Genomic DNA, 13,562 nt, shown 5'->3' on the forward strand with positions numbered 1-13,562 from the left:
GCTAGCGCGCCCACTACAAGAAATTCACAAGATCGAGCGTAGAAGCCATGACCCAGCCGTACGAACCGCTGCGCCTGCACGTCCCTGAACCCTCGGGCCGTCCAGGCTGCAAGACCGACTTCACCTACCTGCGCCTGACCGACGCCGGCCTGGTGCGCAAACCCACCATCGACGTAGAGCCGGCCGACACCGCCGACCTGGCCAAGGGCCTGATCCGCGTGCTCGACGACCAGGGCCAGGCCTTGGGCCCGTGGGCCGAGGGTGTTTCCACCGACATCATGCGCAAAGGCATGCGCGCGATGCTCAAGACGCGCATCTTCGACAACCGCATGGTGGTCGCCCAGCGCCAGAAAAAAATGTCGTTCTACATGCAGAGCCTAGGCGAAGAAGCCATTGGCAGCGCCCAGGCCCTGGCCTTGAACATCGACGACATGTGCTTCCCCACCTACCGCCAGCAAAGCATCCTGATGGCCCGCAATGTGCCGCTGGTCGACCTGATCTGCCAACTGCTGTCCAACGAGCGCGACCCGCTCAAGGGCCGCCAGTTGCCGATCATGTACTCGGTCAGGGACGCCGGCTTCTTCACCATTTCCGGCAACCTCGCCACCCAGTTCGTACAGGGCGTGGGCTGGGGCATGGCCTCGGCGATCAAGGGCGATACCAAGATCGCCTCGGCCTGGATCGGCGACGGCGCCACCGCAGAATCGGACTTCCACACCGCCCTCACCTTCGCCCACGTCTACCGCGCCCCGGTGATCCTCAACGTGGTGAATAACCAATGGGCCATTTCGACCTTCCAGGCCATCGCCGGTGGTGAAGCCACTACCTTCGCCGGACGCGGCGTGGGTTGCGGCATCGCTTCCCTGCGGGTCGACGGCAACGACTTCATCGCGGTGTACGCCGCGTCTGCCTGGGCCGCCGAGCGTGCGCGCCGTAACCTGGGGCCGAGCCTGATCGAGTGGGTTACTTACCGCGCCGGCCCGCACTCGACCTCGGATGACCCGTCCAAGTACCGCCCCGCCGATGACTGGAGCCACTTCCCACTGGGCGACCCGATTGCCCGTCTCAAGCAGCACCTGATCAGGATTGGCCAGTGGTCCGAAGAGGAACACGCGGCAGTCAGTGCCGAACTTGAAGCCGAAGTGATCGCTGCGCAAAAACAGGCCGAACAGTACGGCACCCTCGCCGGCGGCCAGATTCCAAGCGCCGCGACCATGTTCGAAGACGTTTATAAAGAGATGCCGGAGCACTTGAAGCGCCAGCGTCAAGAGCTGGGGGTCTGACATGAACGATCACAACAACAGCATCGAACTGGAAACCGCCATGACCACCACCACCATGACCATGATCCAGGCCCTGCGCTCGGCCATGGATGTGATGCTTGAACGTGACGACAACGTGGTGGTGTTCGGCCAGGACGTCGGTTACTTCGGCGGCGTGTTCCGTTGCACCGAAGGCCTGCAGACCAAGTACGGCAGCTCACGGGTATTCGACGCGCCGATTTCCGAAAGTGGCATTATCGGCGTGGCGGTGGGCATGGGCGCCTACGGCCTGCGCCCGGTCGCGGAAATCCAGTTCGCCGACTACGTCTACCCCGCCACCGACCAGATCATCTCCGAGGCTGCGCGCCTGCGTTATCGCTCGGCCGGCCAGTTCACCGCGCCCTTGACCATGCGCATGCCGTGCGGCGGCGGCATCTACGGCGGCCAGACCCACAGCCAGAGTATCGAAGCGGTGTTCACCCAGGTCTGCGGCCTGCGCACGGTGATGCCGTCCAACCCTTACGATGCCAAGGGCCTGCTGATCGCCTCCATCGAAAACGATGACCCGGTGATCTTCCTTGAACCCAAGCGCCTGTATAACGGCCCGTTCGATGGCCATCACGACCGCCCGGTGACGCCGTGGTCGAAACACCCGCAAGCGCAAGTGCCGGACGGTTACTACACCGTGCCGCTGGACGTGGCCGCCATCGTGCGTCCGGGTTCGGCCGTGACCGTGCTGACCTACGGCACCACCGTGTACGTGTCGCAAGTCGCCGCCGAAGAAACCGGCATCGACGCCGAAGTCATCGACCTGCGCAGCCTGTGGCCGCTGGACCTGGAAACCATCGTCAACTCGGTGAAAAAGACCGGCCGTTGCGTCGTGGTGCACGAAGCTACGCGCACCTGCGGGTTTGGCGCCGAGCTGGTGGCGCTGGTGCAGGAGCATTGCTTCCACCACCTGGAAGCGCCGATCGAGCGCGTCACCGGCTGGGACACCCCCTACCCGCACGCGCAGGAGTGGGCGTATTTCCCAGGCCCGTCCCGAGTGGGCGCGGCGTTGAAACGGGTCATGGAGGTCTGAATGGGCACGCACGTAATCAAGATGCCGGACATTGGCGAAGGCATCGCGGAAGTTGAACTGTCGCAGTGGCATGTCAAGGTCGGCGACATGGTCGTCGAAGACCAGGTGCTGGCGGATGTGATGACCGACAAGGCGATGGTGGATATTCCCTCGCCGGTCCACGGCAAGGTGATTTCCCTCGGCGGCGAGCCAGGTGAAGTCATGGCGGTGGGCAGTATTTTGATCAGCATTGAAGTGGAAGGCGCGGGTAACGCCAAGGAAGCGCCAGCCGTGGCCGCACCGGTAGAAAAAGCCGCGCCGGTGGTGGAGAGCAAACCGGCACCGGTTGAAGCCAAGCCCGCGCCTGTCGCCACCAAACCTCAAGCCCCCGTGGCCCGCGATGCGGCTGACCGCCCGCTGGCTTCTCCCGCCGTGCGCAAGCGTGCGCTGGATGCGGGTATTGCGTTGCGCCTGGTACAGGGCACAGGCCCGGCCGGGCGGATTCTGCATGAAGACCTCGACGCCTACCTTCAGCAAGGCACGAGCAACACCGCGACAGCGGCCAACCCCTACGCCGAACGCAACGACGAGCACCAGATTCCGGTGATCGGCATGCGCCGCAAGATCGCCCAGCGCATGCAGGACGCCACCCGCCGCGCCGCGCATTTCAGCTATGTGGAAGAAATCGACGTCACGGCGCTGGACGAGCTGCGCGTGCACCTCAATGAAAAACACGGCGCCACCCGCGGCAAGCTGACCCTGTTGCCGTTCATCGTGCGCGCCATGGTGGTGGCACTGCGCGATTTCCCCCAGATCAACGCGCGCTACGACGACGAAGCCCAGGTCATCACCCGCCTCGGTGCGGTGCATGTGGGCGTCGCCACCCAGAGCGACGTTGGCCTGATGGTGCCGGTGGTGCGCCACGCCGAAGCCCGCAGCCTATGGGGCAATGCCGAAGAAATCGCACGCTTGGCCACGGCTGCGCGCAGTGGCAAGGCCAGCCGCGACGAGCTGTCGGGCTCGACTATCACCCTGACCAGCCTCGGCGCGCTGGGCGGGATTGTCAGCACGCCGGTACTGAACCTGCCGGAAGTCGCCATCGTCGGCGTCAACCGCATCGTCGAGCGGCCCATGGTGATCAAGGGCCAGATCGTGGTGCGCAAGATGATGAACCTCTCCAGCTCGTTCGATCACCGCGTGGTCGATGGCATGGACGCGGCGCAATTCATCCAGGCCATTCGCAGCCTGCTCGAACAACCCGCCAGCCTGTTTCTGGAGTAAGGGCATGACTTCGACATTACACACCACCCTGCTGATTATCGGCGGCGGCCCGGGCGGTTATGTGGCCGCGATTCGCGCCGGCCAGCTGGGCATCCCGACCATTTTGGTGGAAGGCCAGGCGCTGGGCGGTACCTGCCTGAACATCGGCTGCATTCCGTCCAAAGCCTTGATCCACGTGGCCGAACAGTTCCAGCAAAGCGTTCACCACAGCCAGGGCTCGCCCCTGGGCATCGAAATGGATGTGCCCACCCTGGACATCCGCAAAAGCGTAGAATGGAAAGACGGTATCGTCGACCGCCTGACCACCGGCGTCGCCGCGCTGCTGAAAAAACACAAGGTGCAGGTGGTTCACGGTTGGGCCAAGGTGGTGGACGGCAAGACTGTCGACGTGGGCGACCAGCGCATTCAGTGCGAACACCTGCTGCTGGCCACCGGTTCGAAAAGCGTCGAGCTGCCGATGCTGCCGCTGGGCGGGCCGGTCATTTCGTCCACCGAAGCCCTGGCACCGACCCGTGTGCCGAAGCGGCTGATCGTGGTGGGCGGCGGTTATATCGGCCTGGAGCTGGGGATTGCCTACCGCAAGCTCGGGGCCGAGGTCAGTGTGGTCGAGGCCCAGGAGCGCATCCTGCCGGCCTATGACGCCGAGCTGACCCAACCGGTCGGCGAGTCGCTCAAACGACTGGGCATCAAGCTGTACCTCCAGCACGCCGTCACTGGGTTTACCGACAACCGCCTGCAGGTGCGCGACCCTAATGGCGACACGCTGGCGCTGGAGACCGACCAGGTGCTGGTGGCCGTGGGTCGCAAACCCAACACCCAGGGCTGGAACCTCGAAGCGCTGAACCTGGCGATGAACGGCGCGGCGATCAAGATCGACAGCCGTTGCCAAACCAGCATGCGCAACGTCTGGGCCATCGGCGACCTGAGCGGCGAGCCAATGCTGGCGCACCGCGCCATGGCCCAGGGCGAAATGGTTGCCGAACTGATCAGTGGCAAATCCCGCGAATTCAACCCGGCGGCGATCCCGGCCGTATGCTTTACCGACCCGGAACTGGTGGTGGTCGGCAAGACGCCTGACGAAGCCAAGGCAGCCGGTGTGGAGTGCATCGTGTCGAGCTTCCCCTTCGCCGCCAATGGCCGGGCCATGACCCTGGAGTCGAACATCGGTTTCGTGCGGGTGGTGGCACGGCGTGACAATCACCTGATTGTCGGCTGGCAGGCGGTGGGCGCCGGTGTATCGGAACTGTCTACGGCGTTTGGCCTGAGCCTGGAAATGGGCTCGCGCCTGGAGGATGTGGCCGGCACCATCCATGCCCATCCGACGCTGGGTGAAGCCGTACAGGAAGCGGCGCTGCGCGCCCTGGGCCACGCGTTGCATCTGTAAATAACACACCACCTGTAGGAGCGAGCTTGCTCGCGAAAATCGCCAACGATAACGCGTGAAACCAGAATGAACGCGGCGCCCTGGAGTTTTTCGCGAGCAAGCTCGCTCCTACAGAGGACGTGGGGGATGCGAACGGGCCCGCGAATGAAGTATTGTTGCGCCCATCCAGAAAAAAATCCGACTTGACCAAGATAGAGGGTGTCATGGGTAACGAGAGCATCAATTGGGACACGCTGGGTTTTGACTACATCAAGACCGATAAGCGGTTTCTCCAGGTCTGGAAAAACGGCGAATGGCAAGACGGCACCCTGACCGACGACAACGTGCTGCACATCAGCGAGGGCTCCACCGCCCTGCACTACGGCCAACAGTGCTTTGAAGGCCTCAAGGCCTACCGCTGCAAGGACGGCTCGATCAACCTGTTTCGTCCGGACCAGAACGCCGCGCGCATGCAGCGCAGCTGTGCCCGCCTGCTGATGCCGCATGTGACGACCGATGCGTTCATCGACGCCTGCAAACAAGTGGTCAAGGCCAACGAGCGCTTCATCCCGCCTTACGGCAGCGGCGGCGCGCTGTACCTGCGCCCGTTCGTGATCGGCACCGGTGACAACATCGGTGTGCGCTCCGCGCCGGAGTTTATCTTCTCGGTGTTCTGCATCCCGGTCGGCGCCTATTTCAAAGGCGGCCTGGTGCCCCACAACTTCCAGATCTCCACCTTCGACCGCGCCGCGCCACAAGGCACCGGTGCCGCGAAAGTCGGCGGTAACTATGCCGCCAGCCTGATGCCAGGTTCGGAAGCAAAAAAATCCGGCTTCGCCGACGCGATCTACCTGGACCCGATGACCCATTCGAAAATCGAAGAAGTCGGCTCGGCCAACTTCTTCGGCATCACCCATGACAACCAGTTCATCACACCGAAGTCGCCTTCGGTACTGCCGGGCATCACCCGCCTGTCGCTGATCGAACTGGCCCAGAGCCGCCTGGGCCTTACCGTGGTCGAGGGCGAGGTGTTCATCGACAAGCTGGACCAATTCAAGGAAGCCGGCGCCTGCGGCACCGCTGCGGTGATCTCGCCGATCGGTGGCATCCAGTACAACGGCAAACTGCACGTGTTCCACAGCGAGACCGAAGTGGGCCCGGTTACCCAGAAGCTCTACAAAGAGCTGACGGGCGTGCAGACCGGTGATGTTGAAGCGCCAGCGGGTTGGATCGTCAAGGTCTAATAGCCACAACGCAAAACCCAATGTGGGAGGGGGCTTGCTCCCGATGGCGGTGTATCAGTCAACATCTTCGGTGACTGACACATTGCTATCGGGAGCAAGCCCCCTCCCACATTTTGATTACCGGTATTTTCAAGATTGGGGGATGTTACTGGCAATCCTCTTGCCCATGCTGATCCTCTGTTCCACCCCATACCCCAACGCCTCGTAAAACCCCGCCACCGCATCATTGCTGCTGGTGATCTGCAGGTTGATCTTCATGCAACCCAGTGCCGTCAACGCCTGTTCCGCGTGACGCACCAACGATGATCCCAGGCCGTGGCGACGATAGTCGGCGTGCACCGCCACCGAATACAGCCAGCCACGATGGCCGTCGTACCCGGCGAGGATCGTGCCGATCACGGTTTTTTTGTCGGTGGCGACAAAGAAAAGCCCGTCATTGACCGCCAGTTTCTTATCGATCGCCAGGGTCGGCAGGTTATGCGCGGTGTCATAGCCGAACGCTTCCTGCCATAACGCAACCACCTGCGCACGGTGCTGGCGGTCGCGATACGGGCCGATGGGGTGCCGAGACAGCAGCGCCTTTTCCATGACCAGCGTACGCTCGTTGCCGTGGTAGACATCGCGCACGGTATGAAAACCCAGCTTGCTATAGAACGGCTCGGCGGTCAGCGAAGACGGCACACTCAACACGCTCACCCCGGCTTCACGGGCGCGCAGCTCGATCTCGATCATCAGCAGCCGGCCAATGCCCTGCCCTTGCAGCACCGGATTGACGAACACCGAGCGCACCACATTGGCGTCCAGGGCCGCCGTGGCGACGATCACATCGGCTTTTACCGCCACCAGCACCACACGACGCTTGAGCAGTTCCAGCACCGCCTCGGGTGTGAAATTGCTCGCCACGCGAGCGATCACATCCGCCGGGTAATCCCGTGCATTGCTGCCGTGCAAGGCGGCGAGGATGACCTGGCTGATGCCCTCGGCATCTGAGGCTTGGGCAGTACGAACGACGGTAGACATGCTTGCTCCTGGCTGACGGCGCTATAACGAGCACCACAATACCAATGTGAGAGGGCCATGCCCTAACGCCAGTCGGTTAAGGCGACACCGAACCTGTGGCGAGGGAGCTTGCTCCCGTGGCAGCCTGGCGGCCTATAGCTATCTGACTGATGCCGCGCGATCCAAATGTGGGAGGGGGCTTGCTCCCGATGGCGGCCTCAGGGCCGACCAGGATGCTGGATCAGAGCGAGTACATATCCGTTGCTGCGGTAACGGCTGCTATGGGTTCCGCCCAACGGCGGCTCACTTTTGAAAAGCGCAAAAGTAAGCAAAACGCTCTTGCCCCACCACTCGGCACCTCGCCTAGGCTCGGTGTGCCCGTAATCCGACAGTGATTTGGGGGGCCGCCGCCACGCGCCATCCATGGCGCGGGGCGGCTAAACCGGCATCCCTGCCGGTTTACCCCCCAAATCACTGTCGAATTCCGGCCAGCGTGGTTTAACGGGGCGCCTAAGATCAAAAGCAAAAGCAAAAGCAAAAGCAAAAGCAAGAGCGGCTCGCTTCGCATCGTGGTTACCGTAGGCTGTGCTACAAAATCGTGTAGATACCTATGGCCATCGGGGGCAAGCTCTAATGCCAGTCAGTTAAGAAGTAGCAGGAGCGAGAACTAACTTGTGGCGAGGGAGCTTGCTCCCGCTGGGGCGCGAAGCGGCCCCAAACAATGGGACTGCTGCGCAGTCCAGCGGGAGCAAGCTCCCTCGCCACAGGTTCGGTGTCGCCTTGACTTACTGGCATCAGGGCAAGCCCCCTCCCACATTTTCTAACCGTGCCCACTTGAAATACGTTTGCCGGGTTTGGCGCCAACCAGCTTGGCCTGCCCATCTTTCTGCTTGCCCGTGCGCGCCTCGCTGATCAGCCCCGGAATCAACTTGCCCTCCGGCAGGTTCTTCCAGAACCGGCTCGGCAAATGTCCTTCCATCACCTTGGGGTTCAACCGCGCCGGGTTGAAGATGTGGCTGTAGTAGGTCAACCACATGGCGCTGTGCGGGTCCTCGACATTCTGCGCCAGTTGCTGCCAAGCCTCGGGGCACTGGCGTTGGTGAATCAATTGCTCGCCGTCGTAATACACCCCGTCCAGGGGCGTTGCGATCATCCAGCGATGCCGGCCCATGCGCCCGACAAAATGCTGGCTGGCGCTGTGCAGAATATCGTGAGCCGGTTCGTGCCAGGCCACGTACTCCGGCAGCTCCGGCCCTGCCCCCGGCGGCAGTGCGATAAACCGTACAAATGCGTGCAAGTGGTGGGCTTCACGACTGACCTGCTTGATGCGCCGCTGCAACTCGCTGCCCAACTTGTCACCGGCCAGCATCGCCGTGCGATCGCCATGGCTGACCCGCCACAACACCTCGTACAGCAAACTCCAGCGCTGGTCGCCGTGGTAGCAGGCGGCCGACTCCAGCAGGTGCAGCAACGCCTTGGGAATGCGCGCCTGGAACGGGCCAGGCCCAGGCGGAATCGGCTCTTCGGTGGCAAACAGATCCGCCACCTCGGCTTCGCCCCAACTCACCTGGCTGGGGTCGACCTGGTGGCTGAGCAGCCAGCGCGCCTGTTCGCGCCAGGTGCTGAACAGGTTGTCGCATTCCAGGCTGATCATCCCCACAACCCCATCTGTTGCGGTTGCGGGCGATCACGCAGCTGCTCGCGCAGCAAAACGCTGGTGGTGTCCGCTTGTTGGGGGTGGTAATCGCTGGTGATGAAAAACGGCTTGGCCTTGGCCAGTACGCAGCGCATGCGCGCCAGGTCTTCGAAGCGGATCTTGCGTTCGCGGCGCAGGTCGACCAGGCGCTGGGTGGTGCGCAGGCCAATGCCGGGGATGCGCGCGATCAAGGTCGGTTCGGCGCGGTTCAGGTCCAGGGGGAACACCTCCCGATGTTCCAGGGCCCAGGCCAGCTTGGGGTCGATATCCAATGCCAGGTGGCCGGGGCCTTCGAACAGCTCGTTGGCGCTGAAACCGTAGCTGCGCAATAGAAAATCGGCCTGGTACAAACGATGCTCGCGCATCAGTGGCGGCGCGGCCAAGGGCACGCTTTTCGGGCTGTTAGGGATGGGACTGAAGGCCGAGTAATACACGCGGCGCAGCTTGTAATTGCCATACAGGGCTTCGGCACCGTGCAGGATGGTGCTGTCGTCGGTGTCGTCGGCGCCGACGATCATCTGCGTGCTCTGCCCGGCCGGGGCGAAGCGCGGCGCGCGGGGTTCGTTGAGCACGGTCTGCTCACCGGTGTAGATGGTTTGCATGGCCTGCTTGATCGAGACAATCTGCTTTTCCGGCGCCAGGGTTTGCAGGCTGGCATCGGTGGGCAGTTCGATATTCACGCTCAGGCGGTCGGCATAACGCCCGGCCTCGGCGATCAGCGCCGGGTCGGCTTCGGGAATGGTCTTGAGGTGGATATAGCCGCGAAAGTCATGCTCCTCGCGCAACAGCCTGGCGACCCGCACCAATTGCTCCATGGTGTAGTCGGCCGAACGGATGATGCCGGAACTGAGAAACAGGCCGCTGACGCAATTGCGCTTGTAGAAGTCCAGGGTCAGGGTGACCACCTCCTCCGGGCTGAACCGCGCACGGGGCACATCGCTGGAACGGCGGTTGACGCAATACTGGCAGTCGTAGAGACAGAAGTTGGTGAGCAACACCTTGAGCAGCGACACGCAACGGCCGTCAGGCGTATAGCTGTGGCAAATGCCCATGCCGTCGGTGGAACCCAGCCCCGCCTTGCCTTCGGAGCTGCGCTTGGGTGCGCCACTGCTGGCGCATGACGCGTCATACTTGGCGGCGTCGGCGAGGATGCTGAGTTTTTCGATCAACTGCATGGAGAGCTACCGATACTGGTTTTTTGTACAGTATCAGGGGGTAGATGTAAGCTGCAAGCTTTTAGCTTCAAGCTTCAAGCTCCAAGCTTGCGGCTTGCGGCTTGCGGCTGGAACTCAGCTCGCCGTCGCCAACAACAGGTCCTGCACCGAACGCGCTGAATCATGGCTGCGGTCATTGGCATACAACGACGCCGCAATCTCATCCGCGCGAATCGGCAGCACCGACAGCAACGTATCGCTCAAGCCATGGCTGGCCTGGCTGAACCCCTGGATATAGATACCCGCCTTGCAGCGCTCATCGGTGACGATACGGTAGTCGCGGGCCACTTCGAAGTCGCCCATGTAGGCGTGCAGCGGCGCGAGCAGTTCGCGGTGCATCTGGCGCTCGTAACCGGTGGCGAGGATCACCGCGTCGTAGTGGCCGACGCTGGTTTCGCCGCTGGCGTTGTTGCGCAGCACCAGTTCGATGCCGAGCGGGCCGGGGGTGGCCTTTTCGACAACGGTCATGGTGCGGAACGCCTGGCGTGCGATGCCGGAGACTTTCTGCCGATAGAAAATGCCGTAGATACGTTCGATCAGGTCCAGGTCCACCACCGAGTAGTTGGTGTTCTGGTACTCGGCAACCAGCCGCTCACGCTCGGCGCCGACTTGCTGGAACACCAGGTCGGTAAAGGCCGGCGAGAACACTTCATTGACGAACGGGCTGTCGTCGGCGGGTTTGAGCGCCGAGCCGCGCAGGATCAAGTCGACCTGCACCGAGGGGAAGCTGTCGTTGAGGTCGATAAAGGCTTCGGCCGCGCTCTGGCCGCCGCCGATCACCGCAATGCGCATGGCCTTGCCGTCGACACAGGGCTGGCTGGCCATGCGCTCCAGATACTGGGAATGGTGAAACACCCGGCTGTCGCCCTTGAGCGCCTTGAAGGCTTCGGGAATACGCGGCGTGCCCCCGGCGCTGACCACCACCGCGCGCGTGGTGCGCACATGCTGTTCACCCTGGGCGTCACGGGAAATCACGCGCAGCGCTTCCACCTGCTGCTGGTGCAGGATCGGCTCGATGGCCAGCACTTCTTCGCCGTAGCGGGCCTGGGCCTGGAATTGCCCGGCGACCCAGCGCAGGTAATCGTTGTACTCCATGCGGCACGGGTAGAACGTGCCCAGGTTGATAAAGTCCACCAGGCGCTCGTGGGCCTTCAGGTAATTGACGAAGGAATACGGGCTGGTGGGGTTGCGCAGGGTCACCAGGTCCTTGAGGAAGGAAATCTGCAGTTCGCTCTGGGTCACCAGGGTATTGCCGTGCCAGCGGTAGTCGGCTTGTTTGTCGAGGAACAGCACGTCCAGTTTGCCCTGGGCCTTTTCACGCTCCTGCAGGGCGATGGCCAGCGCCAGGTTCGAAGGGCCGAAGCCGATACCGATCAGGTCGTGAACCGCGGGCGAAGCAATTGCCTGTGTCATTCCAGTGTCCTCTGGATAAGCCCCTTGGCGGTTGGGGCGGGAATACCTTCATGGCCTGCACAACAGGCCGTGTGTTGATAGGAAACGAGGACAGTGAAATAAAATTTAACTAACGGCGCATCAGTGGGCTTCCCACTCGCGCATGCGTGACCGGCAATGCTTCATGGCATTGACGATGTGCTTTTCCACCAGGCTGCGGGAAATGCTCAGGCGCTCGGCGATTTGCAGATGGGACAGGCCGTCGAGTTTGCGCAGCAGGAAACTGTCGCGGCAGGCCGCCGGCAACTCGGCCAGGGCGCGCTCGAGCAGCTCCAGACGCTGGCCCTGGTCGTGGCTGGCGTGGGGTGAACACGGGGCGAAGCGTTCTTCGCTGTCCAGCACCTCCAGCGGCTCGACCTGGCGCAGGGCGTTGCGCCGATGGCCGTCGATCACCAGGTTCAACGCGGTGCGATACAGGAACGCGCGCGGCTGTTCGATCGGGGTGTCACTGGAACGCTCCAGCACCCGCACATACGCGTCATGCACCACATCCTCGGCCACCTGACGGTTGCCCAGCTTGGCGTTGAGGAAACACACCAGCTCACGATAGTAGTTTTCCAACATGACTCCTGGCCCCATGGCCGTGGTGCTAACGATGCCAGTCCGAGTAGGAACAGGCCCATCGATGATGGCAGTTTGAGTAGGTGCAATTTATAGTAATTCTCATCTACTTTTAAAGAAGTCTCGCATCAACGGCCGATTTTTTTCGCCGCGCGTGCTGTAACCGCGCGTGTAACCGCCTAAATCCTGCGGCATTTTCTTCGTTTAACTGTCAGCTCTGCGCAACTGCGCCCCGATCTTTCCTGGCTGGAACCTACGCATGAAACGCCCTCGACCTGCCCGACGCGCCCTGCTTGTGGTGGCGTGCCTGATTCCCATCGTTGCGTTTGCCACCTGGCAAGGCCTGGCGCCGGGTCGCGACACCCTGGCCACCGTCACCGTCACCCGTGGCGATATCGAAAACAGCGTCACAGCCCTGGGCACCCTGCAACCGCGGCGTTATGTGGATGTGGGCGCCCAGGCTTCCGGGCAGATCCAGAAGATCCACGTCGAAGCCGGCGACCAGGTCAAGGAGGGCCAATTGCTGGTAGAGATCGACCCCTCGACGCAAAAGGCCAAGCTCGATGCCAGCCGCTACGCCATCGAAAACCTTGAGGCGCAGTTGCAGGAGCAGAAGGCCCAGCATGCATTGGCGCGCCAGAAGTACCAGCGCCAGCAACGCTTGAGCGCCGGCAACGCCACGCGCGAAGAGGATGTACAAACCGCCAAGGCCGAACTGAGCGCGACCCAGGCGCGGGTCGAGATGTTCCAGGCGCAGATCCGCCAGGCGCGGGCCAGCCTGCGCAGCGACGAAGCGGAACTGGGTTACACGCGTATCTATGCGCCGATGGCCGGTACCGTGGTCGCGGTGGATGCGCGGGTCGGCCAGACGCTCAACGCGCAACAACAAACCCCGCTGATTCTGCGCATCGCCAGGTTGTCGCCGATGACCGTATGGGCCGAAGTCTCCGAAGCGGATATCGGCCATGTCAAACCCGGTATGAGCGCGTACTTCACCACCTTGAGCGGCGGCAGCCGGCGTTGGACCAGCACCGTGCGCCAGATCCTGCCGATTCCGCCCAAACCCTTGAACGAAACCCAGGGCAGCGGCAGCCCGAGCAGCGCCAGCAAAAGTGGCAGCGGCCGCGTGGTGCTGTACACGGTGCTGCTGGACGTGGACAACGCCGATAACGCGCTGATGGCGGAAATGACCACCCAGGTGTTTTTCGTCGCAAACCAGGTCAAGGGCGTCCTCACCGTACCGGTCGCCGCGCTGCAAGGCACTCCCAACGCGGACACGCAAATCGCCCGGGTGGTGGCGAAGAACGGCAGCATCGAGCAGCGCACGGTGCGCCTGGGTGTCAGCGACCGCCTGCGCGTCCAGGTGCTCGACGGCCTCAGCGAAGGCGATCACCTGTTGATCGGCCCGGCCGACAGCAGCGGGGGTTGAA

11 protein-coding genes are annotated in these 13,562 nt (G+C 62.7%); 6 read left to right on the forward strand and 5 right to left on the reverse strand.

Annotated features, from left to right (window positions below; genetic code table 11):
* The first annotated feature begins 47 nt into the window (after nt 1–47).
* The 5 genes from C4J84_RS15790 (at nt 48) to C4J84_RS15810 (ending at nt 6,210) form a co-directional block, all read left to right on the forward strand.
* Nucleotides 48–1,283, forward strand: a complete 1,236-nt coding sequence (locus C4J84_RS15790; protein ID WP_124435703.1) for a 3-methyl-2-oxobutanoate dehydrogenase (2-methylpropanoyl-transferring) subunit alpha — start codon at nt 48–50, stop codon at nt 1,281–1,283.
* A 1-nt stretch (nt 1,284) separates the two neighbouring features.
* Nucleotides 1,285–2,343, forward strand: coding sequence for an alpha-ketoacid dehydrogenase subunit beta (locus C4J84_RS15795; RefSeq protein WP_124363420.1), 1,059 nt, complete (start codon nt 1,285–1,287; stop codon nt 2,341–2,343).
* Nucleotides 2,344–3,603 carry a dihydrolipoamide acetyltransferase family protein gene (locus C4J84_RS15800; protein ID WP_124435704.1) on the forward strand — a complete coding sequence of 420 codons (1,260 nt, stop codon included), beginning with the start codon at nt 2,344–2,346 and terminating at the stop codon, nt 3,601–3,603.
* Nucleotides 3,604–3,607: 4 nt separating this feature from the next.
* A complete protein-coding gene (gene lpdA, locus C4J84_RS15805) occupies nt 3,608–4,987 on the forward strand; it encodes a dihydrolipoyl dehydrogenase (protein WP_124371171.1) in 1,380 nt (459 codons plus the stop codon).
* A gap of 203 nt (nt 4,988–5,190) precedes the next feature.
* Nucleotides 5,191–6,210: a branched-chain amino acid aminotransferase gene (locus tag C4J84_RS15810; RefSeq protein WP_124371172.1), complete on the forward strand. Its 1,020-nt coding sequence runs from the start codon at nt 5,191–5,193 to the stop codon at nt 6,208–6,210.
* A 129-nt stretch (nt 6,211–6,339) separates the two neighbouring features.
* Here C4J84_RS15810 and C4J84_RS15815 read toward each other — a convergent pair whose 3' ends face one another.
* From C4J84_RS15815 to C4J84_RS15845, 5 genes are all read right to left on the reverse strand, one after another.
* Entirely contained in the window at nt 6,340–7,230 is an 891-nt protein-coding gene (locus tag C4J84_RS15815) for a GNAT family acetyltransferase (protein ID WP_124435705.1), read from the reverse strand.
* A 799-nt stretch (nt 7,231–8,029) separates the two neighbouring features.
* Nucleotides 8,030–8,863: a TIGR03915 family putative DNA repair protein gene (locus C4J84_RS15830; protein ID WP_124435707.1), complete on the reverse strand. Its 834-nt coding sequence runs from the start codon at nt 8,861–8,863 to the stop codon at nt 8,030–8,032.
* On the reverse strand, nt 8,860–10,080 hold the full coding sequence (locus C4J84_RS15835) for a putative DNA modification/repair radical SAM protein (RefSeq protein WP_124371175.1): 1,221 nt from the start codon (nt 10,078–10,080) through the stop codon (nt 8,860–8,862). The genes C4J84_RS15830 and C4J84_RS15835 overlap by 4 nt, the downstream gene beginning before the upstream one ends.
* A gap of 114 nt (nt 10,081–10,194) precedes the next feature.
* Nucleotides 10,195–11,532, reverse strand: a complete 1,338-nt coding sequence (locus C4J84_RS15840; RefSeq protein WP_124371176.1) for a lysine N(6)-hydroxylase/L-ornithine N(5)-oxygenase family protein — start codon at nt 11,530–11,532, stop codon at nt 10,195–10,197.
* Between the two features lie 120 nt (nt 11,533–11,652).
* Nucleotides 11,653–12,135 carry a sigma-70 family RNA polymerase sigma factor gene (locus tag C4J84_RS15845; RefSeq protein WP_124363428.1) on the reverse strand — a complete coding sequence of 161 codons (483 nt, stop codon included), beginning with the start codon at nt 12,133–12,135 and terminating at the stop codon, nt 11,653–11,655.
* Nucleotides 12,136–12,391: 256 nt separating this feature from the next.
* Between C4J84_RS15845 and C4J84_RS15850 the strand changes: the two genes are divergently transcribed.
* The gene (locus tag C4J84_RS15850; RefSeq protein ID WP_124371177.1) at nt 12,392–13,561 is read left to right on the forward strand and encodes an efflux RND transporter periplasmic adaptor subunit; all 1,170 of its coding nucleotides are present in this window, start codon (nt 12,392–12,394) and stop codon (nt 13,559–13,561) included.
* The last annotated feature ends 1 nt before the right edge of the window (nt 13,562 follow it).

The sequence above is a fragment of the Pseudomonas sp. R11-23-07 genome, assembly GCF_003852295.1.
Taxonomy (GTDB): domain Bacteria; phylum Pseudomonadota; class Gammaproteobacteria; order Pseudomonadales; family Pseudomonadaceae; genus Aquipseudomonas.